The sequence below is a fragment of the Mycobacterium kiyosense genome, from assembly GCA_021654635.1.
In the GTDB taxonomy this organism is placed as follows: domain Bacteria; phylum Actinomycetota; class Actinomycetes; order Mycobacteriales; family Mycobacteriaceae; genus Mycobacterium; species Mycobacterium kiyosense.
Genome location: AP025179.1, coordinates 891,296 through 913,753, shown reverse-complemented (window position 1 = coordinate 913,753; position 22,458 = coordinate 891,296). Strand labels below are relative to the sequence as shown.

19 protein-coding genes and 1 pseudogene are annotated in these 22,458 nt (G+C 69.3%); 14 read left to right on the top strand and 6 right to left on the bottom strand.

All coding sequences use genetic code 11. The features are described 5' to 3' along the window. Nucleotides 1–6: 6 nt before the first annotated feature. Both L6444_RS04335 and L6444_RS04330 read right to left on the bottom strand, forming a co-directional pair. Entirely contained in the window at nt 7–795 is a 789-nt protein-coding gene (locus L6444_RS04335) for an alpha/beta fold hydrolase (protein WP_236980930.1), read from the bottom strand. Next, nucleotides 792–1,709: an o-succinylbenzoate synthase gene (locus L6444_RS04330; protein ID WP_236983795.1), complete on the bottom strand. Its 918-nt coding sequence runs from the start codon at nt 1,707–1,709 to the stop codon at nt 792–794. Before L6444_RS04330 ends, L6444_RS04335 begins: the two co-directional genes overlap by 4 nt. Nucleotides 1,710–1,910: 201 nt before the next feature. Between L6444_RS04330 and L6444_RS04325 the strand changes: the two genes are divergently transcribed. Continuing rightward, nucleotides 1,911–3,101, top strand: coding sequence for an alpha/beta hydrolase family protein (locus L6444_RS04325; protein ID WP_236980928.1), 1,191 nt, complete (start codon nt 1,911–1,913; stop codon nt 3,099–3,101). A 37-nt stretch (nt 3,102–3,138) separates the two neighbouring features. Then, nucleotides 3,139–4,602 carry a wax ester/triacylglycerol synthase family O-acyltransferase gene (locus L6444_RS04320; protein WP_236980926.1) on the top strand — a complete coding sequence of 488 codons (1,464 nt, stop codon included), beginning with the start codon at nt 3,139–3,141 and terminating at the stop codon, nt 4,600–4,602. Here the strand turns inward: L6444_RS04320 and L6444_RS04315 are convergent. Then, nucleotides 4,596–6,194, bottom strand: a complete 1,599-nt coding sequence (locus L6444_RS04315) for an amidohydrolase (RefSeq protein WP_236980924.1) — start codon at nt 6,192–6,194, stop codon at nt 4,596–4,598. The genes L6444_RS04320 and L6444_RS04315 overlap by 7 nt on opposite strands. Nucleotides 6,195–6,259: 65 nt before the next feature. On the opposite strand from L6444_RS04315, the gene fadD8 reads away from it, so the two are divergent. From fadD8 to L6444_RS04295, 4 genes are all read left to right on the top strand, one after another. Next, nucleotides 6,260–7,861, top strand: a complete 1,602-nt coding sequence (gene fadD8 / locus L6444_RS04310) for a fatty-acid--CoA ligase FadD8 (RefSeq protein ID WP_236980922.1) — start codon at nt 6,260–6,262, stop codon at nt 7,859–7,861. 259 nt (nt 7,862–8,120) lie between these two features. Beyond that, on the top strand, nt 8,121–8,576 hold the full coding sequence (locus L6444_RS04305; protein WP_236980920.1) for a nitroreductase family deazaflavin-dependent oxidoreductase: 456 nt from the start codon (nt 8,121–8,123) through the stop codon (nt 8,574–8,576). Beyond that, nucleotides 8,576–9,259: a hypothetical protein gene (locus L6444_RS04300; RefSeq protein ID WP_236980918.1), complete on the top strand. Its 684-nt coding sequence runs from the start codon at nt 8,576–8,578 to the stop codon at nt 9,257–9,259. The genes L6444_RS04305 and L6444_RS04300 overlap by 1 nt, the downstream gene beginning before the upstream one ends. Further along, on the top strand, nt 9,256–10,158 hold the full coding sequence (locus L6444_RS04295; protein WP_236980916.1) for a 1,4-dihydroxy-2-naphthoyl-CoA synthase: 903 nt from the start codon (nt 9,256–9,258) through the stop codon (nt 10,156–10,158). The genes L6444_RS04300 and L6444_RS04295 overlap by 4 nt, the downstream gene beginning before the upstream one ends. 19 nt (nt 10,159–10,177) lie before the next feature. Here L6444_RS04295 and L6444_RS04290 read toward each other — a convergent pair. Beyond that, nucleotides 10,178–11,496: pseudogene (locus L6444_RS04290) on the bottom strand (HNH endonuclease signature motif containing protein). A 163-nt stretch (nt 11,497–11,659) separates the two neighbouring features. Here L6444_RS04290 and L6444_RS04285 point away from each other — a divergent pair. The 7 genes from L6444_RS04285 (at nt 11,660) to L6444_RS04255 (ending at nt 17,462) form a co-directional block, all read left to right on the top strand. Beyond that, on the top strand, nt 11,660–12,538 hold the full coding sequence (locus L6444_RS04285) for an SDR family oxidoreductase (RefSeq protein ID WP_236980914.1): 879 nt from the start codon (nt 11,660–11,662) through the stop codon (nt 12,536–12,538). Between the two features lie 24 nt (nt 12,539–12,562). Continuing rightward, nucleotides 12,563–12,949, top strand: a complete 387-nt coding sequence (locus tag L6444_RS04280; RefSeq protein WP_236980912.1) for a VOC family protein — start codon at nt 12,563–12,565, stop codon at nt 12,947–12,949. 118 nt (nt 12,950–13,067) lie between these two features. Continuing rightward, nucleotides 13,068–14,306 (top strand): inorganic phosphate transporter, encoded by a 1,239-nt coding sequence (locus L6444_RS04275; RefSeq protein WP_236980910.1) that lies wholly within the window; start codon nt 13,068–13,070, stop codon nt 14,304–14,306. Then, a complete protein-coding gene (locus tag L6444_RS04270; RefSeq protein ID WP_236980908.1) occupies nt 14,303–14,590 on the top strand; it encodes a hypothetical protein in 288 nt (95 codons plus the stop codon). The genes L6444_RS04275 and L6444_RS04270 overlap by 4 nt, the downstream gene beginning before the upstream one ends. A gap of 60 nt (nt 14,591–14,650) precedes the next feature. Next, complete coding sequence (locus L6444_RS04265; RefSeq protein ID WP_236980906.1) at nt 14,651–14,959, top strand: DUF3349 domain-containing protein; 309 nt, start codon at nt 14,651–14,653, stop codon at nt 14,957–14,959. Between the two features lie 68 nt (nt 14,960–15,027). Continuing rightward, a complete protein-coding gene (menE, locus tag L6444_RS04260) occupies nt 15,028–16,098 on the top strand; it encodes an o-succinylbenzoate--CoA ligase (RefSeq protein WP_236983793.1) in 1,071 nt (356 codons plus the stop codon). An 11-nt stretch (nt 16,099–16,109) separates the two neighbouring features. Then, complete coding sequence (locus L6444_RS04255; RefSeq protein WP_236980904.1) at nt 16,110–17,462, top strand: hypothetical protein; 1,353 nt, start codon at nt 16,110–16,112, stop codon at nt 17,460–17,462. Nucleotides 17,463–17,483: 21 nt separating this feature from the next. On the opposite strand, the gene L6444_RS04250 is transcribed toward L6444_RS04255, so the two are convergent. Next, the gene (locus tag L6444_RS04250) at nt 17,484–19,670 is read right to left on the bottom strand and encodes a hypothetical protein (protein ID WP_236980902.1); all 2,187 of its coding nucleotides are present in this window, start codon (nt 19,668–19,670) and stop codon (nt 17,484–17,486) included. A 460-nt stretch (nt 19,671–20,130) separates the two neighbouring features. Between L6444_RS04250 and L6444_RS04245 the strand changes: the two genes are divergently transcribed. Next, nucleotides 20,131–21,642, top strand: coding sequence for a DUF7937 domain-containing protein (locus L6444_RS04245; RefSeq protein WP_236983791.1), 1,512 nt, complete (start codon nt 20,131–20,133; stop codon nt 21,640–21,642). 6 nt (nt 21,643–21,648) lie between these two features. Here the strand turns inward: L6444_RS04245 and L6444_RS04240 are convergent, their stop codons facing one another. Further along, nucleotides 21,649–22,443, bottom strand: coding sequence for an S-methyl-5'-thioadenosine phosphorylase (locus L6444_RS04240; protein ID WP_255731137.1), 795 nt, complete (start codon nt 22,441–22,443; stop codon nt 21,649–21,651). Nucleotides 22,444–22,458 lie beyond the last annotated feature (15 nt).

Below are 22,458 nucleotides of genomic sequence, written 5' to 3'. Positions count from 1 at the left end.
TCGGCGCTAGGCCTTGACCCCCGCAAAGAACTTCAGCATCGCGGCATTGACCGCCTCCGGCCGCTCCAGAAACCCGAGATGCCCGGTGTCGGGGATTTGCAGATAACGCCCGTTGGGCAGCGCGTCGGCGACCTCGCGTCCCAGATAGGCCGGCGTGATCACGTCGTCGGAGAAACCGATTACCAGCACCGGCGCGGCGATGTTGCGGTAGGCCGGCAGCCGATTGGTCTGCGGGGCGATATCGAGCTGACAGCGGTAGCCCGGCGTGACCTTGGTCGGCCACATGCTGAACATCGCGATCCAGTCTTCGACGGCGGCGTCGTCGTTGAGCGTCTTGCGCGAAAAGTTTTCCAGCAGGCGGTTTTTCGCGTCCACGGTGGCCGGAAGCGCGACACCGGACGCGTCCAGGTCGACCTCGGCCCGGTGGAAGAACTGCCGCGTGCGATCCAGCCGGCCGCGGGTGGCCATCAGCACCGCCGAGCTGACCAGCTCGGAGCGAACGACCATCAGCTCCTGGGCGATGAACGAGCCCATCGACACCCCGACGATGCGGGCGGGCCCGAGGTCCAGCGATTCGATCAGCGCCGCGGTGTCGGCGACCATGGTCTGCGTGACGAAGCCGCTGGCGTTCTCGGTGGCGCCGATCCCCCGATTGTCGAACGTGACGCAGCGATATCCGGCCGCCAGGAATGCCGGCACCTGGTGCAGATGCCAGGTCCGGCCGGCGCCGCCCCGCCCGGAGATGAAGACAACCGGCTCACCGGTCCCCTTGTCGTCGTAAGCCAGGTTGATCACTCGACCGACGGTACAAGCAACGGGTAGCAGTCTTTGACCCGGTCGATCCACCACTGCCGGCGTTCCGGCGGTGCGGCCAGCGCCTGCAGCCGCGCCGGGTCCGGCGTCACCGGGCCGACCGGAAGGCAGCCGTCGACGGGCTCGACTACGTCGGCAACGTCGTCCAGGAACAACCTGCCCGTGCCCAAACCGCAGGCATGACACAACTCCGGCAACGCCGCGGCGGCGGTCAGGCCGTAGCCGATACCGACTGCCGAATCCAGCGCACTGGACACCACGATCGGGATGTCGATCTGCGCCGCGATCGACAGCATCGCCGAAATGCCGCCCAGCGGAGCAACTTTGAGCACCGCTATGTCGGCGGCGCCGGCACGCACCACGGCCAGCGGGTCGTCGGCCTTGCGGATGCTCTCGTCGGCGGCGATCGGCACCTCGACCAGGCGACGCAGCTCGGCGAGCTCGGGCACCGTCGCACAGGGCTGTTCGAGGTACTCCAGCGCACCGTCGGCCGTCAGGGCCGCGGCGGCCCGCGCGGCCTGCGGCACGCTCCAGCCGCCGTTGGCATCGACTCGGACGATGGGCACCAGTTGGCGGACCGCGTTCACCCGCTCGACGTCGTCGGCCAGGGACTGTCCGGGCTCGGCGACCTTCACCTTGGCGGTACCCGCGCCGGGAAAGCGCGCCAGCACGTCGGGCACCTCGGCGGCACTGACGGCGGGCACGGTGGCGTTGATGGGTATCCGGTGGCGTCGCACCGGCGGCGGCTCGCTGTAGGCGGCCTCGACCGCCGAGGCCAGCCAGTGCGCGGCCTCGGGCGGTCCATATTCGACGAACGCGCCGAACTCCCCCCAGCCCGCCGGCCCCTCGATGAGCGCCACTTCCCGGGTGGTGATGCCGCGGAAGCGCACCCGCATGGGCAGCGCCACGACATGCAGCCGGTCCAGCAGGTCATCCACGGTGGTCGACGAAGGCACGGGTTCAGATTCGCAGACCGAGCGCACCAAGCACGCCGCGGACCGCTCGGGACAGGTGGTAATATCATTCTCTAATAACGAGAAGATTATTCTGCTACGTGGCTATGGCGGAGGACCGATGACTGCCCAGCGAGCTCAGCGGTGAGACGGTCGACCCGGCTGGGTCTGACCGTCGCGGCCGCACCCTTGGCGGCGGCCGGGGTGGCCGGCGCCGGCGAGGTCGCGCGGGCGGTGACCGCTGCCCGACGCGGCATCACCACGCGCGAGGGCGTGCCGGTTCCGCAGCCGTCGGTCGGCCTCGCAGTGGCGGCCGCCCTCGACGCCATGATCGCGGGCCCGATGCCGCTGCTGTCCTCACTAGGGTCAGCCGAGCATTACGCGGCGGCATCGGCCGAGCTCGACCACGCTGTCGGGTACTACCGCGACGCCGGCTGGTTCGACGACCTGGCGCGCCGGCACCCGCCCCCGCACGCGCCCGACGACGTGTCACTACAGCGCCTACCGCACGGGGTCGAGCTCGCGTGGTTCGACAGCGGCTGGCGGCCCGCACCGGGCGAACCGGGTGCCGAGCGCTGGCTGCATGACGGCGCCGACGAGAGGGTGCCGGTCCGGCTGCTCCGCCACCCCGGCCCACCGCGGCCGTGGCTCGTCGCCGTGCACGGACAGGGGATGGGACGGTCGTCGGACGTCAAAATGCTGCGCGTGCGGCGCCTGCACGAGGAGCTCGGCATCAACGTCGCCCTCCCGGTACTCCCCAAGCACGGCCCGCGCGCCTGCGGCTTCTCCCCCTACCAGCAGTTCGCCTCCAACATCTTCGCGACAAACAACGTGCTGGGGCTCACCCAAGCGGTGTGGGACGTCCGCCGGCTGCTGCGATGGTTGCGCGACGACCAGCAGGCGCCACAGGTCGGCGTGCTGGGTGTGTCGCTGGGCGCCTACGTGGTCAGCCTGCTGTCGACGCTGGACGGCGACCTCGCCTGCCTGATCGCAGTCGTGCCGACCAGCGACCTGGCCGCGTCGCTGGCCGCGGCGGCGCCGCTAACACCCGCCAAGCGCCGGTTGCACCGCCAGCTGCACGACGATCGGTCAGCGCTGGTGCATCGGGTGGTGTCGCCGCTGGCCGGACCTTGCCTCGTCCCGCACGAGCGGCGTCACATCGTGGCCGGGCAGGTCGACGCGATCGCCCCGCCGCGCGGCGCCGCGCAACTCTGGCGGCACTGGGACGAGCCGTCGATCACCTGGCGCCCGCGCGGTCACGTCACCGCATGGCGCGACCGGGACTACGACGACCACATCGCCGCCGTGCTCACATCGTGCGGGCTGCGACACTGAGTCGTGCGCAACCTCGCGCGGAACCTGAGGAGGGACCATGCGGCAGCTGTCCAGCGCTGACTGGACGATGGTGTCACTGGACACCTCGAATGCCCACAACACCGTCGGCATCGTCGGCATCTACGACCCCTCGACCCGCAATGGCGAGCCCGTCACCTACGAGGAGGTGCTCACCTACATCCAGGCCCGACTCCACGTCGCCGAGAGCTTCCGGGAACGGCTCGTGCACGTACCCTTCGGCGCCGACCGGCCCTGGTGGATCCGGGACGGCGACTTCGACCTCGAGTACCACGTGCGGCACATCGCGCTACCCCGGCCCGGGAGCTGGCGGCAGCTGTGCACGCAGATCGCTCGCATCCACGCCCGGCCCCTGGACCTCACCCGGCCGCCCTGGGAGCTGTACCTGATCGACGGCCTTGACGGCGTCGACCACCTACCGGAGGGCGCCTTCGCCGTGTTCCTTCGTATCCACCACGCCGCAATCGACGGTGTCGCCGGCGCCGAGATCCTCACCGCGATCCACACCCACGAACCCGACGGAGCGCCGCCGCCGGTGCCCGAGGGCTACCACTGGGAGCCCGACCCCATCCCCTCCGACGCCGGCCTGCTCAGCCGGGCCGCGCTGCACGGCATCACCCGGCCCTTCGATGTGCTGGGCCGAGTCCGCAAGGTCGCGCGCCAGCTGCCCACGCTGGTACTCGACAACCGCGACCCCGACGTCACGTCGCCCGCGTCGCTGCCCAAAGCGACCCGCTTCAACCAGATCGTCTCGCCCCACCGCGTCTTCGGCACCGCGTACACCACGCTGGACGTCCTCAAGGAGATCCGCACCGCAATGCCGGAGGCCAAGATCAACGACATCGGCCTGGCCATCGTCGGCGGGGCCATCCGGCGCTACCTCAGCGACAAAGGCGAGCTGCCCGACGAGGCGATGGTGGCGATGATGCCGATCTCGGTCCGGCCGACCAGCACCCGCGCCAGCGGCGGTGCGAGCTCGGCGACCAGCACAGCCACCAGCGGTAACGAGTACTCCGTGTCACCCATCACCATGGCGACCGACGAAGCCGACCCGATGCAGCGGCTGGCGCGCATCGTGACCTCGACCGCGCATGTGAAGGAGTCCGACGCCCATCCCGTCCGCTCGCTCATCGAGATGTCGGAGGAAGCCCTCGGCGGCCTGATGGGCACGGTGCAGCGGGCAGCGGTGCGCGCGCTCAGCCGGCGCGGACGCGCCGTAGCCGCCCACACCCTGGTCAGCAACGTCCCCGGACCGCTGACACCGATGTACTTCTGCGGCGCGCAGATGGTCGACACCACCGGTCTCGGCCCGGTGCTCGACGGGATGGGCCTCAACAACGGCATCGGCAGCTACGGAAACCGGGTGACCTTCTGCTTCACCGCCGACCGTGCCGCCCTGCCCGACCCCGAGGTTTACGAACAGTGCCTCAGCGACGCCGTGGACGAACTGCTCGCCGCCGCCCGCGCTCGCAAGAGTCAGTAGACCTGGCGTCCCGCCAGGTAAGTCGCACGCACTTCGAGATCGGCGATCTGCTCGGGCGGCACGGTGCGCGGATCGGCCGACAGCACCACCAGGTCGGCGTACTTGCCGACCTCCACCGAGCCGATCACGTCGTCAGCGAACAACTGCCAGGCCGCGTCGATGGTCTGCGCGCGGATTGCCTGCTCGACGGTGAGCCGTTCCTCCGGAGCCAGCACCCGCCCGCTGGGCGCCATCCGGGTCGCGGCCACGCTGATGTTGCGCAGCGGCTCCTCCGGCGTGACCGGCGGGTCGTTGTGCAGCGAGATGCGCATGCCGGTGGCCACCGCCGACCCGGCCGGCATCCAGCGCGAGCCACGTTCCGCACCGAACAACCCGTCGACGATGACGTCGCCCCAGTAGTGGATCTGGTCGACGAAGATGCTGCAGGTGACACCAAGGTCGGCGGCGCGCCGCAGTTGCTCGGGCCGGATGGCGCCGACGTGTTCCAGTCGCAGCCGGTGATCGGGGCGCGGATTGCGTTGCAGCGCTTGCTCATACACATCCAGGATGACGTCCACACCGGCGTCGCCCTGGACATGGCAGGCCAGCTGCCAACCACGCGGAAAGTAAGCGTTGACGATTTCGTCCAGCTGCTCGCTTGTGTAGTTGGCACAGCCGCAGGACCCGGGCGTGATGCCCGCGGATCGGGTCGCCGGGGTGTCCAGGTAGGGAAACGACAACGCGATATTGCCGATCCACGGCGAGCCGTCCACCCAGACCTTGATGCCGACCTGGCGCAGCATGTCGTCACCCTGCCCGGGGGTCGCGTCGGTGTGCAGCTCGGCGTTGGACACCTCGTAGGTGCGCAGCCGCACCGTCAGCTCGTCGTGTAACTGCTGCACCAGCGGACCGAACTTGGGGTCGAACGCCATCTCCGAACAGGTGGTCAGCCCGGCCCGGTTCAGCCGGGCGCACTCGGCGCGCAGCATGTCCGGGTAGCTGTCGGCCGCGATAACCCCGCCCAGCAAGGGGAACACCGCGCCGATCTCCTCCGCGGTGCCGTCGAGCGCTCCGTCGGCGTCGCGACCGTATCTGGCGCCCTTGGGGTCGGGGGTTTCCCGGGTCAAGCGGTTGAGCTGTGCGGCGCGAGAGTTGAAGTACGCCTTGTGACCGGAGTTGTGGATGATCACCAGCGGGCCGTCCGGCGCGACGGCGTCCAGCCAGCTCAGTGTGGGGTCGGGCAGGCCGGGTTGCAGCAGCGCGTCCCAGCCGTTCAGGTAGGCACCCTGCGGTCCGCGGCGGGCGGCTTCGCTGCGGACGGCGGCGACGACGTCGTGCGGATCCGGGATGGTGACGGGCCGGATGTCGACGATGCGGTCCGACAGCGCGATGGCCTCCATCAGCGGATGGCCGTGTGCCTCAACGAATCCCGGCATGACACAGCCGTCCCCGATATCGATCGACCGAGTTTGCGGGCCGATGTGCGGCGCCATGTCGGAGCGGTCGCCGACAGCGACTATGCGGCCGTCGGTGATGGCGATCGCCTCCGCCGTGGGGCGGTTTTCGTCGACGGTCAGTACGGTCCCGGTAATCACGACCTCGGCGGCGCTCATGTGCTGAAACAGTAGCCGCCGAGGGTCGGCATCGGCAGAACTGCAACACGTTCTAGTCTGGGTTCATGAGCGACGACCTGCTGCGCAACCCGACCCACAACGGCCACCTGCTGGTTGGCGCACTCAAACGGCACAAGAACAGACCGGTGCTGTTTCTCGGGGACACCACCCTGACCGGTGGTCAGCTCGCCGAACGGATCAGCCAGTACGTCCAGGCCTTCGAAGCACTGGGCGCCGGCACCGGGGTCACCGTTGGGCTGCTGTCGCTCAACCGCCCCGAGGTGCTGATGATCCTGGGCGCCAGCCAGACCCAGGGCTACCGGCGCACCGCGCTGCACCCGCTCGGCTCGCTGGACGACCACGCCTACGTGCTCTCCGACGCCGGCGCCAGCGCGTTGATCATCGACCCCAACCCGATGTTCGTCGAGCGCGCACTGGGTCTGCTGGAGAAGGTGCCCTCCCTGCAGCGGATCCTGACCATCGGGCCGGTGCCCGAGGCGTTGCGCGGTGTGGCGGTGGACCTGTCGGCGGAGGCCGCCAAATACGAGCCCAAGCCGCTGGTGGTCGCCGACCTACCGCCAAACCACATCGGCGGCCTCACCTACACCGGCGGCACCACCGGAAAACCCAAGGGTGTGATCGGCACCACCGGCAACATCGCCACCATGACCCAGATCCAGCTCGCGGAGTGGGAATGGCCCGAGCATCCGCGTTTCCTGATGTGCACCCCGCTGTCGCATGCCGGTGCGGCCTTCTTCACGCCGACGGTGGTCAAAGGCGGCGAGATGGTGGTGCTATCCAAGTTCGACCCGGCCGAGGTGTTGAAAGTTATTGAAGAGCAACGTATTACGGCTACCATGCTGGTGCCGTCGATGCTCTACGCGCTGATGGACCACCCGGATTCGCAGACCCGCGACCTGTCCTCGCTGGAGACGGTGTACTACGGCGCCTCGGCGATCAACCCGGTGCGGTTGGCCGAGGCGATCCGCCGCTTCGGCCCCATCTTCGCCCAGTACTACGGGCAGTCCGAGGCGCCGATGGTGATCACCTATCTGGCCAAGGCCGACCATGACGAGAAGCGCCTGACCTCCTGCGGACGCCCCACCCTGTTCGCGCGGGTGGCGCTGCTCGGCGAGGACGGCAAGCCGGTGCCGCAGGGCGAGCCGGGCGAAATCTGTGTCAGCGGACCACTTTTGGCGGGCGGGTACTGGCAGTTGCCCGAGGCGACCGCCGAGACCTTCCGAGACGGCTGGCTGCACACCGGCGACATGGCGCGCGAGGACGAGGACGGCTTCTACTTCATCGTCGACCGGGTCAAGGACATGATCGTCACCGGCGGCTTCAATGTGTTCCCCCGGGAAGTCGAGGACGTCATCGCCGAGCACCCGTCCGTTGCGCAGGTGTGTGTGGTCGGTACACCCGACGAGAAGTGGGGCGAGGCCGTCACCGCGGTGGTGGTGCTCCGTGCCGACGCCGCCCAGGATGAGGCCGCCGTGGAGGCGATGACCGTCGAGGTCCAGGCCGCGGTCAAGGAACGCAAGGGTTCGGTGCAGTCGCCCAAGCGGGTGGTCGTGGTGGATGCTCTGCCGCTGACCGGACTGGGCAAGCCGGACAAGAAGGCCGTCCGCGCACAGTTCTGGGAGGGCGCCGGGCGCGCCGTGGGCTGATCCATGCCCCCACCGTTCGCCCTCGACCCTCGACCCTCGACCCTCGACCGCCCGACCCCCGACCCTTGACCCCCGACCCCTGGCCCCTTGACCCCCGACCGTCACGCTGGCGCAACGCTCGGCGGCGAACGTCACGCTAGCGTGACGTTCGGCGCACAGGGGATCGGCGCACAGGGGATCGGCGCGCAGGGTTCGGCGCGCAGGGGATCGGCGCGTAGGGATCGGCGCGCAGCGATCGCCTGGCGGTAACGTCGGCGCCATGGCGAACGGCAAATCCGTCAAGCCGCCGTGGTGGCTGAAACCGATGAACAAGGTCTTCATCCGGCTGTCGAAGTTGGGGTTGAGTTTCGGCGGTGAGAGTCCGGTGGTGCTGACCGTGCGAGGCCGCAAATCCGGTGCCGAGCGGTCCACCCCGGTGACCCCGATGACGCTGGCCGGCCGGCGCTACGTGGTAGCCGGTTTCCCCGGCGCGGACTGGGTGAAGAACGTCCGAGCCGCCGGGCAAGTGACGCTGACCCGCGGCCGCAGCACCGAGCGGGTACGAATGGTCGAACTGTCCCCGGAGGAGGCCAAACCGGTGTTGCGGTCGTTCCCCACCGAGGTCCCCACCGGGGTCGGCTTCATGAAACGGTCCGGACTGGTCAAGGACGGCCGTCCCGAGGAGTTCGAGGCGCTGGCGGGACGATGCGCCGTCTTCCGATTCGAAGCCCTCTGATGCTGCGCGCGGCGACGGTGGTGGTCCTGCTGGGTTGGCTCGGCCTCGCACCTGCGGCGCACGCCTCCCCCGGCTGCCCGCCGGGCGGGGCTGCGCTGCCGCCCGGCAGCGTGCAGCGCCAGGTCGGCGACCTCGACGGCGACGGACTGCCCGACGCGCTGTGGATCGGACTACAGCAGGGCGACAACGGCGCCACGAACCGACTGGTGGGGGTCAGTACCGCAAGCGGCGCCAGGATCGGCGTGCCGATCGTATCGGCAAGTCCGATTCCATTGCGCGCCTTGGCTGTTGACGCGCAGCAGAACGGAGAAACCCAGATCCTGGTCAGCGACGGCCGCGGCGCACAGCTGTTCGTGTTCGCCCAATGCGAGCTCCGGACGGTGGTGGACAGCCGCTCCGGCAAGCCGTTCGTTTTCGACTTGCAGAACCTGCGCGACAGCGGCACCGGCGTCGGCTGCAGCGACCTTGGCGACGGCCGTCGCCTGGTCGCACTGCAAGCCCTCGACAACGGCGGCCAGTGGACCGTGCACCGCACCGAGATCAACCTGGACGGCACCCGCGCCACCACCGGACGCTCCGATACGCTGGCGGCCGCCTCGACAGCAGACCCCGAGGTGACATCCGCGCAGACGATCAGCTGCGGCAACCTCACCATCGACCAGGATGGAGTTCAACAGCCTTGACCGCCAACCCCTTTGACCCCGGCATCTGGAGAACTGTCGACGGATTCGACGACCTGACCGATGTCACCTATCACCACCACGTCAACGACGCGACGGTGCGGGTGGCGTTCGACCGCCCCGAGGTGCGCAACGCGTTCCGCCCGCACACCGTCGACGAGTTGTACCGGGTGCTCGACCATGCGCGGATGTCACCCGACGTCGGCGTGGTGCTGCTGACCGGCAACGGACCCTCGCCCAAGGACGGCGGCTGGGCCTTCTGCTCCGGCGGCGACCAACGCATCCGCGGCCGCAGCGGTTACCAGTACGCGTCCGGCGAAACCGCCGACACGGTCGACGCGGCACGGGCCGGGCGGCTGCACATCCTGGAGGTGCAGCGGCTGATCCGGTTCATGCCCAAAGTGGTGATCTGCCTGGTCAACGGCTGGGCCGCCGGCGGCGGGCACAGCCTGCACGTGGTGTGCGACCTCACCCTGGCCAGCCGCGAGCACGCCCGGTTCAAGCAGACCGACGCCGACGTCGGCAGTTTCGACGGCGGTTACGGCAGCGCGTATCTCGCACGTCAGGTGGGCCAGAAGTTCGCCCGCGAGATCTTCTTCCTGGGCCGGCCGTACACCGCCGAGCAGATGCATCGGATGGGCGCGGTGAACGAGGTTGTCGACCACGCCGAACTGGAAGCCGTCGGCGCCCAGTGGGCAGCCGAGATCAACGCGAAATCTCCTCAGGCGCAACGGATGTTGAAGTTTGCGTTCAACCTGCTCGACGACGGGCTGGTGGGCCAGCAGCTGTTCGCCGGGGAAGCCACCCGGCTGGCGTACATGACCGACGAGGCCGTCGAGGGCAGAGATGCCTTCCTGCAGAAGCGCCCACCCGACTGGAGCCCGTTTCCGCGGTACTTCTGATTACTTCTGAGCGGCGTACCTATGGTTCGGGTTCCTTCTCGGGTTTGGGGTCGGGTTTCAGTGGTCGTTCGGGGTGGTGCATGCAGTTGGTGCGGGGTTGGCCGTGGTCGAGGTGGTCGGGGGGGATCCATTCGGTGAGGCTGTGGGCGTTGCGGCGGGTGATGTAGTTGCGCAGTTCGACCATGCGGTTGTCGGGTCCGCAGGCCAGGGTGAGTTCGTCGATGTGGGTGCGTTGTTTGGCGAACCAGCCTTCGAGGTGGTGGACCTGGGTCCAGTAGCCGGGCACGGTGCAGCCCGGTTTGGTGCAGCCGCGGTCTTTGCCCAGCAGGACCAGGCGTTGTTCGGGGGTGGCCAGGCGTTTGCCCTGGTAGAGGGCCAGGGTTTTGTCGTGGTCGAAGACGGCCAGGTAGTGGTGCGCGCGGGCGGCCGGGCCGATCACGTCGGTCATGGGCAGCAGGGTGCCACCGGCGGTCAGGGCGCGGCCGGCGCCGGCTTCGAGTTCGGCCAGGGTGGTGGTCACGATGAGGGTGGTGGGCAGGCCGTGGTGTTGGCCGAGTGTGCCGGACTGCAGCAGGACGCGCAGGGCCCCCATCAGGGCGTCGTGGGTGCGCTGCTCGGCGGTGCGGGTGTCGCGGTCCACGGCGTCTTGGGCGGCGCGCCCGTCGAGGATCGGGTGGTCGTCGTCGGGGTTGGCCATGCCGGGGGCGGCGAGTTTGGCCAGCACCGGTTCGACGGTGGCGCGGCATTGGGGGGTCAGCCAGCCGCTGATCTTGGTCATTCCGTCGGGTTGCTGGGCGGCCCAGGGTGATGCCGCGTTTGCGGGTGTGTTCGGGTTCGTCGGGCCTAAAGTCGCCGTCGGGTTTGAGGCAGTCTTTATAGACCTGGGCGTAGTCGGCGAGTTGGTCGGGGCGATACCCCCCGGCGATCAACGCCAGTTTGGCTTCGGCTTCGGCGCGGGCGGGCGCATCGACGTGTCGGGCAGCTTGTTGAAGAACCCCTGAATGATGTTGACGTGCTCGGCCCCGATCAGCCCGTCGCGTTGGCGGCCGCGGTCTGGGTGATGCGTTGGTTGGCGTCACTTTTGTTGATCCGCAACCGATTCGACAACGCCTGTCCCAGGGTGCCGCACAGCTCAGCATTGGTGGCCGCCAGGGCGAGTTGGTTGATCACCGCATGCCCGGGCACCGCCAGCTTGCGCACGATGCGTTCCACCCGGTCGATCACACCCAGCAGCTCCGCAGTGGTCGAGGCCTCAAAGCTCAACTCACACAAGCGTTCCGCCTCGCCATCGAGCCCGTCGAGCACCGCGGCGATCTCCCCACACGTGCTCGACGACATACCCGAATTCTACGAAGGGGCACCGACAAGTCCTCTGCTTCTTGAGTAGGTAGGGACGAAATCAGTTGTGCCGCTTCAATTCAGGCCAACCCTCCTGGGTTTCGATAGTCAGCGTGGCCCGGTTGGGCGTAAGTGCGTCAACCCACCCACCTAGACTGCCGTCGTGAGTAAGAGCCCGTTACGCCGACTGACCGACCAGCTGGTGCTGGCCAGCATGCGCCCGCCCGCGGCGCCCCAGGTACTGCTCAATCGCCCGGTGATCAAACCCGTCGAACTGCACGGCAAACGGGTGCTGCTCACCGGCGCCTCCTCGGGCATCGGCGCGGCCGCGGCCGAACAGTTCGCCGAGCGCGGCGCCACCGTCGTCGCCGTCGCGCGACGTCAGGATCTGCTGGACGAACTCGCCGACCGGATCACCGCCGGCGGCGGAACGGCGTTGTCGATCCCCTGCGACATCTCCGACATGGACGCCGTCGACGCCCTGATCGCCGACGTCAACGAGCGGATCGGCGGGGTCGACATCCTGATCAACAACGCCGGCCGATCCATCCGGCGGCCACTCATCGAGTCACTGGAACGCTGGCACGACGTCGAGCGGACCATGAAGCTGAACTACTACGCGCCGCTGCGGCTGATGCGCGGACTGGCCCCCGGGATGATCGAGCGCGGCGACGGCCACGTCATCAACGTCTCGACCTGGGGAGTGCTCAACGAGGCAGCCCCGCTGTTCGCCGTCTACAACGCCTCCAAGGCCGCGCTGACCGCGGTGACCCGGATCGCCGAAACCGAATGGGGCCCCAAGGGCGTGCACTCGACGGCCCTCTACTACCCGTTGGTGGCCACCCCGATGATCGCCCCCACCAAGGCCTACGCCGGCCTGCCCGCCCTGACCTCTCAGGAGGCCGGTGAATGGATGGTCACCGCGGCCCGCACCCGGCCGGTGCAGATCGCGCCCCGGATGGCCATCGCGGCCAAGGCCCTCAACACCGTGGGACCGCGCTGGGTCAACTCGTTGATGCAGCGCCGCAACGGCTCGGCCTGAACCCGTGCGTGCTAGACACGAGTGATGGAGATCCTCGCGAGCCGGATGCTGCTCCGACCGGCCGACTACGAACGCTCGCTGAGCTTCTACCGGGACGAGATCGGGCTGGCGATCGCTCGTGAATACGGCGCAGGCACTGTCTTTTTCGCCGGCCAGTCACTGCTGGAACTGGCCGGTTTCGGGGAGCCGGACCATTCCCGCGGACCTTTTCCCGGCGCGCTGTGGCTGCAGGTGCGCGACCTGGAAGCCACCCAGGCCGAACTGCGCGGCCGCGGCGTGCCGATCGCGCGCGAGGCGCGGCGCGAACCGTGGGGTCTGCACGAGATGCACGTCACCGATCCCGACGGCGTCACGCTCATCTTCATCGAGGTTCCCCAAGGTCATCCGCTGCGCGCGGACACCCGGCAGTGAGCAGAACGAACCCAAGGTTAACTACTAGGTAACATCTGGCGACGACTCGCGATATTCCTGCGTTTCACCTAATCATCCGTTCGACAACGGAATGCTCCGACTACCAGAATCAGGCCCTGTGAACATCCAGTTGTTCCTCTTGATCATCGTCGTGGTGACCGCGCTCGCCTTCGACTTCACCAACGGCTTTCACGACACCGGCAATGCGATGGCCACGTCCATCGCCAGTGGCGCGCTGGCGCCCAAGGTCGCGGTGGCGCTGTCAGCGGTACTGAACCTGGTGGGCGCGTTCCTGTCGACCGCGGTCGCGGCCACCATCGCCAAGGGCCTGATCGACTCGCACATCGTGACCCTCGAACTGGTATTCGCCGGTCTGGTCGGCGGCGTGATCTGGAACCTGCTCACCTGGCTCCTCGGTATCCCCTCGAGCTCCTCGCACGCACTGATCGGTGGCATCGTCGGCGCCACCATCGCCGCGGTCGGCGGACACGGGGTGATCTGGAAGGGCGTCATGTCCAAGGCGATCATCCCCGCCGTCGTGTCGGCGATCCTGGCCATCCTGGTCGGAGCGCTGGCCACCTGGTTGGTCTACCGAATCACCCGCGGTGTTCCGACCGAACGCACCGAGGCCGGGTTCCGGCGCGGCCAGATCGGTTCGGCGTCGCTGGTTTCGCTGGCACACGGCACCAACGACGCGCAGAAGACGATGGGCATCATCTTCCTGGCGCTGATGTCGTACGGGGCAATCCCCAAGTCGGCCTCGGTGCCACCACTGTGGGTCATCGTCGCCTGCGCGGTGGCCATGGCCACCGGCACCTACCTGGGCGGCTGGCGCATCATCCGCACGCTGGGCAAGGGCCTGGTCGAGATCAAGTCGCCGCAGGGCATGGCCGCAGAGTCGTCCTCGGCCGCGGTCATCCTGCTCTCTGCGCACTTCGGTTACGCGCTGTCGACAACCCAGGTCTGCACCGGTTCGGTGATGGGCAGTGGATTGGGCAAGCCGGGCGGCGAGGTGCGCTGGGGCGTGGCCGGCCGTATGGCAACCGCGTGGCTGGTCACGCTGCCGCTGGCCGGGCTGGTCGGTGCGGTGACCTACTGGATCGTCCACCTGATCGGCGGGTACCCGGGAGCCATCATCGGCTTCGGCCTGTTGCTGGCGGTATCCGGCGTGATCTACCGGCAGTCGCGCAAGGTCACCGTCGACCACAAGAACGTTAACGCCGATTGGAAGGGCGACCTGACCGCTGGTCTGGACAGTCCAGACCACGAACCGTCCAACGGCCACGGACCCCGTCCCGGTGCGACACCACCTCAGTTCGGCTCCGATGACTCGCTGACTTCAGGGAATGTGGCATGAACGCGTGGTTCAACTACGAGGCAACCCTCAAGATCCTGCTTTTCAGCCTGCTTGCCGGGGCGGCGCTGCCCGGGCTGTTCGCGGTGGGCATCCGACTGCAAGCCGCCGGCAGCGTAGACGCCGGCTTGAACGGATCCCCCGGTAAGTCGCGCCCGCTGCTGGTGGCTCTCGGCTGGGCGATTTACGCGCTGGTGGCCGCGGTGGTGATTCTGGGGGTGCTCTACATCGCGCGCGACTTCATCGCTCATCACACTCACTATCCGTTCCTGGGGGCCAAGCCATGACGCAGCAATCCTGGTCAACTTAGGTTTCGGCGCCGATCGGCCGGGTAAGTTGATCGCACAATGAACCGATTTCTCAGTTCGATCGTCTCGTGGCTGCGGGCGGGATACCCGGAAGGCATTCCACCGACAGACTCCTTCGCGGTGCTCGCACTGCTGGCGCGCCGCCTGACCAACGACGAAATCGTCACGGTCGCAAACGAATTGATGCGGCGCGGGGAACTCAAAGTCGACCATATCGACATCGGCGTGGCCATCACCCAACTCACCGACGAGTTGCCCTCTCCCGCAGACGTCGAACGCGTGCGCACCCGACTGGCCGCCCAGGGCTGGCCACTGGACGACGCCCGCGAAAACGGAGACCACGCATAGCCGTCCTCCGGGCGTTGCGCGTCCCCCCCGGATCAGCCACCGCGGTACTGCTTCCCGCCCTGCAACGCGTGCTCGCCGGGCAAGACCCGGCGCTGGTCGTGGCATCCGAGCGGGACGATCAGAGGCTGCGTGGCCTGCGGGTCGGCGAGCAGATCGACGACGACGTCGCCCTGGTCGTGACCACATCGGGAACCACCGGCGCACCCAAGGGTGCGCTGCTGACCGCGGCCGCACTGACCGCCAGCGCATCGGCGACCCACCGGCGCATCGGCGGTCCCGGCCGCTGGCTGCTGGCCGTGCCGCCGTATCACATCGCCGGGCTGCAGGTGCTGATCCGCAGCGTGATCGCCGGAACCGTGCCGGTCGAGCTGGACGTGTCCGGCGGATTCGACGTCAGCGGGCTGCCCCGCGCCGTAGCCGAATTGGGGTCCGGACGGCGTTACACGGCGTTGGTCGCCGCCCAGCTGGCCAAGGTGCTGACCGACTCCGCCGCGACCGCTGCGCTGGCCGAACTGGACGCCGTCCTGCTCGGCGGCGGTCCGGCACCGCGGCCGGTGCTCGAGGCCGCCTCGACGGCAGGCATCACCGTGATCCGGACCTACGGGATGAGCGAGACGGCCGGCGGCTGCGTGTACGACGGCGTCCCCCTGGACGGGGTGGGGCTGCGGGTGCGAGACGACGGCCGCATCGTGCTGGGTGGCGCCACCCTGGCGGTCGGCTATCGCAATCCGGTCGACCCCGACCCGTTCGCCGAGCCGGGCTGGTTTGTCACCGACGACGTTGGCGCCCTTGATGATTCGGGCGCACTGATCGTGTTGGGCCGGGTCGACGACGCGATCAGCACCGGTGGGCTGACCGTGCTGCCGGGCCCGGTCGAGGCGGCACTGGGCACCCATCCGGCGGTGACCGACTGCGCGGTGTTCGGTGTTCCCGACGACCGATTGGGCCAGCGGGTGGTCGCTGCGATCGTGGTCGGGCCGGGATCGAAAGCGCCGACGCTGGACGAGTTGCGTGCCCACGTCGCAGCGACCCTGGACAGCACCGCCGCGCCGCGCGACCTGCACGTGGTCGCCGAACTCCCGCGCCGCGGCATCGGCAAGCTGGACCGGACGGCGTTGATCCGCCGCTTCGGGTCTTAGGCTGACCGGTTGTGAGGATCGCGCGCCGGGAGACTGTCGCGGTGTCGGCCGCGATCGCACTGGTGGTCGCGGCGTTCGTGCTGCCACGGCTGCACCTGGGCGTCAACCCGCGCCGCGACACCGGCCTGGAACGCTTCGCCCGGCACGCCGGCGCCGCGCCCATCTTCGGCTACTGGGACATCCACTACGGCTGGGCAACGGTCGCCGCGGCGCTGCTGGCGGTGACTGTCATCGGCTGGGGACCGGTTGCAGCACAACGACTTTCGTGGCGTGCACTGATTCTGGGAACCTGGGCGACGGCGTGCGGATGGGCGTTCGCGCTGGCCATGATCGACGGCTGGCAGCGCGGTTTCGCGGGCCGGTTGACCACCCGGGACGAATACCTGTGGGAAGTCCCCGGCATCACCGACATCCCCGCGACGCTGCGCGGGTTCGCCGGCCGGATCGTCGACTTCCAACCGCACTCGTGGACCACGCACGTCTCGGGGCATCCGCCGGGCGCATTGCTGACGTTCGTGTGGCTCGACCGAATCGGCCTGCACGGCGGCGCCTGGGCCGGACTGCTGTGCCTGTTGGTGGGATCCAGCGCGGCCGCCGCCGTGGTGATCGCCCTGCGCGCGCTGGCCGACGAACCGACCGCGCGCCGCGCTGCCCCGTTCGTGGCGATGGCACCGACCGCGATCTGGATCGCGGTATCGGCCGACGGCTATTTCGCCGGGGTCGCGGCCTGGGGCATCGCGCTGCTGGCGTTGGCAGCACACGGCAAATCCCGCTTCCCGGTGCCGCTGGCCGCCGCAGCGGGGCTACTGCTCGGCTGGGGCATTTTTCTCAGCTATGGCCTGGTGCTGATCGGGTTGCCCGCGCTGGCGGTGCTGATCTCGGCGCCACAGTGGCGAGCGGCCCTGCGCGCGCTGGGACCGGCCGTACTGGTGGCGGTGGCGGTGGCGGTCGCGTTCGCCGTGTCCGGGTTCTACTGGTTCGATGGTTACGACCTTGTGCGACAACGCTATTGGCAGGGCATCGCGAAGGACCGGCCGTTTCAGTATTGGAGCTGGGCCAATCTGGCATGCACGGTCTGCGCGGTCGGCCTGGGCGGTGTCGCCGGGCTGAGCCGGGTGTTCGACGCCGCCGCCATCCGGCGCCGATCGGGCCTGCACCTGCTGCTACTCGCGGCCCTGGCCGCGATCGTCCTCGCGGATCTGAGCATGCTGAGCAAGGCCGAGACCGAGCGCATCTGGCTGCCGTTCACCGTCTGGCTCACCGCCGCCCCCGCGCTGCTGCCGGTGCGGTCGCACCGCGCGTGGCTGACCGTCAACGCCGCCGGGGCGCTGCTGCTGAACAGCTTCATCTTTACCAACTGGTAAACCGCCGACCAGGTTGGCGGTTCAGCGCGGCCCCGACGGCACCTTCGGCGCCTGTTGCGTTGGCACCTTGGGCGCCACCGTGGGCGCCTGGGGGGCCTGGGTCCGCGGCGCCGGCGCCTGAGTGGGCTGCGGGGCGTAGGTGGGCTGCGGAGCCCGGGTGGGTTGCGGTGCTGCGGTCGTCGGTACCGGGGCGGCGGTCGTCGGTACCGGGGCGGCGGTGGTCGGGGCGGGGGCGGCCGTGGTGGGCGGCGTGCTCACCCTCGGTGCCGCAGTGGTGGGCGGGGTGGTCGGGGCCGCCGTCGTGGGCGCGGTGCTCGGTGGCGTCGTCGGCGCGGTGGTCGGCGGCGTCGTCGGTGCCGTGGTGGCAGGCGTGGTCGCGGGGGTTGTGTAGGGCGTAGTCGGCGGAGTGAACGGCGTCGGGTAGGTCGGTGGCGTGTAGGTCGGCCAGGTCGGCATGCCCGGCACCCAACCCGGGAAGGGAATCGGCAGCGGAATCGGCACCGGGACGGGAGCCGGAGCGTTCGGCACCGGAGCGGGAGCATTCGGCACCGGAGCCGGAGCGGCCGGCACCGGCGCCTGCGTCGGAATGTTCTGCACCGGGGGGATCGAGCCGCCCTGGAACCCAACGGTGGGCGCCTCGGGCGCCGGCGGCGGCACCGGCGCCTGCTGCTCGGTCGGCAACAGCGGCATGAACTTGCCCGGCTGCGCGTTCTGGTGTCCTTCGACCGGGGTGGACGCCGCGGCCGGGCGCACGGTGACGGCCACCGCGACGGCCAGCGAAGCAAACCCCATGACGGCGAACGCGGCGACGGCGTTGCTGATCAGCAACCGCTTCAGGTTGTGCGGACTGCCGCCGGCGTCCGGGTCGTCCTCGTCGAACCCGTCGTCGAATTCGTCCTCGTACCCGTCGGCGTACTCGTCGCCGTATTCACCGAAGCCGTCGGTGTCCACCGGCAGGATGTCGTACTCGCTGGCCTGTGAATACGCGAGCTGTTCGTCCCCGGACGACGACGCGCCGCCGTCGGCGGGCGGCAGGAAGGCGGTCGCGTCGCCAGGGGCGCCCGGATCACCGGAAGCCACTCCCGAATGCAGGTACGCGTGCGCATGCGGGTCGCCGCCCACACCGGGGTCGCCCGAGGAGACACCCGAATGGAAGTTCGCGCCGCCCCCGTCACCGGAGATCGGCGCAGCCATCGTCGCATCGCCGAGTGAGGGCGCAGCCATGGTCGCATCCGCGGGCAGCGCCGGCTGCGCGACCGTCGAGCCGGCGGGGCTGAACCCGCCGTGATCAGGGGGCAAGTGCGGATTTTCGATCGGTGAGCCATACCCGCCGCCACCGGCCGAGCCGGACCCGCCATCACCGGGCAGCGCCGACTTGTCCACACCCGAATCCGCCGGCGCCCAACCACCGGCCGAGCCGGCACCGCCGTCCCCGGCCAGCGGCGATTGATCCACACCCGAACCCGACGGCCCCCAACCACCGGCCGAGCCGGCAGCACCACCGTCGCCGGGCAGCGCGGACTGATCCACACCCGAACCCGACGGCCCCCAACCAGCGGGGGCAGCGCCACCATCACCGGGCAGCACCGGCTGAGCCATCGTCGCCCCCGCGGACCCGAAACCGCCGCCATCGCCTGGCGGCACCGATTGATCGACGCCCGAGCCCGGCGGCCAGCCACCACCGGCCGAGCCGTAGCCGCCGTCGCCGCCCAGCGCCGGGGCCGCCATCGTCGCGTCGGACGACACCACCGGAGACGCCATCGTCGCGTCGGCTGCGAAGTTGCTGTCGGGTGGTGCGGAGGCAAACATCGTCGGCGGGGCGTCCGGGTCGCCCGAGGCAGCGGGACTCGCCATCTGATTGCCGAACAGCAACGCCACCGCGGCCGCACGCCCCGGGCCCACCGGCCGCCGCGCCGCCTCCGACGGCGGCACCAGATGAACATTCGGCACCCCGGCGTAGCTCAGCGCCTGCGTCAGCCGCTCGGCCCCGTACCGGTCAGGCCAGCACAACTCGGTGGCCAGCAACCGGTGTCCCTCGTCGGACAACAGCCGGTGGGTGCCCACCACCGTTTCGGACAAGTCCGCGACCGGGTCGCCCGCCAAGTCAACCGAATACTGGTCGATCACCTCGCCACCGCGCGCTACCGCGTCGACCAGAGCCAGGCGCGCGACGCGGCCCGTGACCGCCACCCCCAACACCACGTCCATTTATGCGGCTCTCCTTCGGCTGCCTACCCCATAACCAGCAATCTCCCGGCATAATTACACTGCGATACCGTCGGCACTATCCATCATTCGGCTACCAGGTTTTTTCCTATGAGCGCAGCGTAACCGCATTCCCGACCGGCGGGGACGGTCACCGGTTATCCAGCCGGTGTTCATAACCTGCTCACAGCCACTGCGTCCGAATGGAGATTATGTTCGCAACAGAGCAACGCAGCGGCCCCGGCAAGGGGTTCCCTTGCCCTCGGAAACCTGCACCGGCAGTACCCGACCTCGATCCCTGGGGGCCATCGTGAGCCTGAGCAGCGACGACACGCCGACCGGCCCCATCGCGGGCGTCCGCCAAGCGCCTTCCGGCCCGCCCCCCGCGGATGCCCGGCCAGCCGCATACGCCGGGCCGGAGGCGCCCGATCATCTCACCAAACGCCGCAACGCCGGACGTGACCTGAGCGCGTTCGCGTTGCTGCTGCTGGCCCCCCTGTTCCCGTGGAACCTGTATTTCGGGTTGGGCATCCCGGACAGCAGCACTTTGCTGTGGGTACTGCTCGGGGCAGTGACACTGCTGTCGCTGCTGCCGCTGGCGCTGTCGCGCGGCCGCGTTTCGGCAAATCGGCTGCGTGTGATCCTGAACGCCCCCTACCTGCTGCTGGTGGTCGGTTTCGTCGTTTTCGACGTGTGGGAGTCGATCAAGATCGGCGGCAAGGCCTACGTTCCCGGCGGCGTCGGTCCCGGCGGCTGGCTGGGCTTCGCCGGCGCCCTGCTGAGCGCCCAGCCGGTGCTCGGCAGGCCCGTGATCGACGAGAACCTCTACCACCGATGGCTGCGCCTGGCCCGCCTCATCGGCTACGCATCGATGTTCGGGGCGTCGCTGAGCGCCGGATTCCACCTGTGCTGGCGGTTGCGGTACGCATTGGTCGACAGTAACGGGTCGGCGTCGTTCGGCACCCGCAATATCGCGGTCATCCTGACCGCGGTGGTGTACGGCGCGGTGGCGCTGGCCGCCGTGCTGGTCGCGTCGCGATGGGTGCTGCGCAACGCCGTCGGCTCCCGGTTGCCGACCCTGTGGCTGGGCGGTTCTACGCTGCTCGCCGGAATGATCGTGTGGGCCCTGCCCGCCGGCCGGGAGATCGACGCGTTCCACGGCATCGCGCAGAACACCTCGACGGCCGGGGTCGGCTACGAGGGCTACCTGGCCTGGGCGGGCGCCGCCGCGATCTTCGCGCCGATGGCGTTGTTCAGCTCCGGCGAGACGCGCAACGATCGGGAAATCTGGCGCACCGCGATCCGCAAAGCCCTGGCGCTGATCATCGTCTGGTGTCTGGGATCGGTACTCATGCGATTGACCGACCTCGCCGTCGAGATGTTGCTGAACTATCCGTACTCCCGCTACGACATCTCGATGCTGGCGGTGTTCAACCTCACCGCCGCGATGCTGGCGTGGTGGCTGCGGGCCAAGCTGGCCGACGGGGCACTGCGGTCGCGGCTGCTCGTCTGGTTGAGCGGTTTGGTGTTCGCCCTGATGATTTCCCGGGTGATCCTCGGCGTCCTGCTGGCGCCGCGCTTCGCGCAGCCCTCGGTGGGGCCGGTGTACGGAAACGACCTCGCGCAGCAGATCGACAGCACGTTCGACGTAGCCCTGTGCGGGCTCGCCCTGTGCGTCCTGGTCGCGATCATCGTCGCCGGACGGATTCGCAAACCGCGCCGGCCGCGCCGCCGTGGCCCCGTCCAGCGTCCCGCCGCCGGGGCGTCGGGTCCGGGCCGGCCCCGGGTCCCGCTGCCCACCCGTCCCGGCGGACCGCCGCCTCCGTCGGAGGCCCGGACGACCCAGTTCGGGGCTGCCGGTTCCGACGCACCCACCTCGGTGCTGTCCGGGCACGGCCAGGCTCCGCGCGCCGCAGCACCCGGCGAGGGGGCGCCGCGACCGAAGATCTACCGGCCGCCGGGTAACCCGTCCTGAGCCGGCTCAGGGCAGCTCGAACGGCAGCGCCACCCCGGCATGCTGCTGACAGTGCGTGCAGGTGCGCTCGGTGGCGACACGTCCCAGCGCTGAGCGAACCAGTTGCTTGAGCTTGTCGATGTGCTGCCCGAACTGCGCGAACACGTCGACGCCCTTGACGCCCTCGCCCACCGCGACGCCGGCGTCCACGTCGGTCACCAAAGCGATTGCCGCATAACATAATTCGAGTTCGCGAGCGAGAATCGCCTCCGGGTAGCCGGTCATGTTGACCAGGCTGAAACCGGCGGCGGCGAACCATCGGCTCTCCGCGCGTGTGGAGAACCGGGGACCCTGGATGACCACCATCGTGCCGCCATCGCGGACGTCGGGCAGGCCGGTGACGGCGGTGCGCAGCGTCGGGCAATACGGGTCGGCGAAGCTGGTGTGCACCCCGCCGACATCGAAGTAGGTGTCCGCCCGCGCGCTGGTCCGGTCGACCAGCTGATCGGGCACCACCACCGAGCCGGGTCCCACGTCGGGGTCCAGGCTGCCGACAGCACACGGCGCGAACACCCGCCGGACTCCCACCGTGCGCAACGCCCACATATTGGCCCGGTAAGGCACGGTGTGCGCCGTGTACTCGTGGTCCGCGCCGTGCCGCGGCAGGAAAGCGACCTGGTGCTCCCCGACGGCGCCGACGGTGATGGGTGCGCTGGGCCGGCCGTACGGGGTGTCCGGGATTACGGTCCGGGTGTCCGAGTCGAAAAACGTGTAGAAGCCGCTGCCGCCGATCACTCCGAGCATCCGCCCATTGTGGTGCATAGGGCAGGATGCCCT

Coding starts and splice junctions, on each gene's coding strand:
- L6444_RS04320 (WP_236980926.1), top strand. CDS start 3,139: ATGCGGCAGCTGTCCAGCGCTGACTGGACGATGGTGTCACTGGACACC.
- L6444_RS04280 (WP_236980912.1), top strand. CDS start 12,563: ATGGAGATCCTCGCGAGCCGGATGCTGCTCCGACCGGCCGACTACGAA.
- L6444_RS04240 (WP_255731137.1), bottom strand. CDS start 22,443: ATGCACCACAATGGGCGGATGCTCGGAGTGATCGGCGGCAGCGGCTTC.
- L6444_RS04250 (WP_236980902.1), bottom strand. CDS start 19,670: ATGGACGTGGTGTTGGGGGTGGCGGTCACGGGCCGCGTCGCGCGCCTG.
- L6444_RS04315 (WP_236980924.1), bottom strand. CDS start 6,194: ATGAGCGCCGCCGAGGTCGTGATTACCGGGACCGTACTGACCGTCGAC.
- L6444_RS04305 (WP_236980920.1), top strand. CDS start 8,121: ATGGCGAACGGCAAATCCGTCAAGCCGCCGTGGTGGCTGAAACCGATG.
- L6444_RS04270 (WP_236980908.1), top strand. CDS start 14,303: ATGAACGCGTGGTTCAACTACGAGGCAACCCTCAAGATCCTGCTTTTC.
- L6444_RS04300 (WP_236980918.1), top strand. CDS start 8,576: ATGCTGCGCGCGGCGACGGTGGTGGTCCTGCTGGGTTGGCTCGGCCTC.
- L6444_RS04265 (WP_236980906.1), top strand. CDS start 14,651: ATGAACCGATTTCTCAGTTCGATCGTCTCGTGGCTGCGGGCGGGATAC.
- L6444_RS04330 (WP_236983795.1), bottom strand. CDS start 1,709: ATGCGGGTGCGCTTCCGCGGCATCACCACCCGGGAAGTGGCGCTCATC.
- fadD8 (WP_236980922.1), top strand. CDS start 6,260: ATGAGCGACGACCTGCTGCGCAACCCGACCCACAACGGCCACCTGCTG.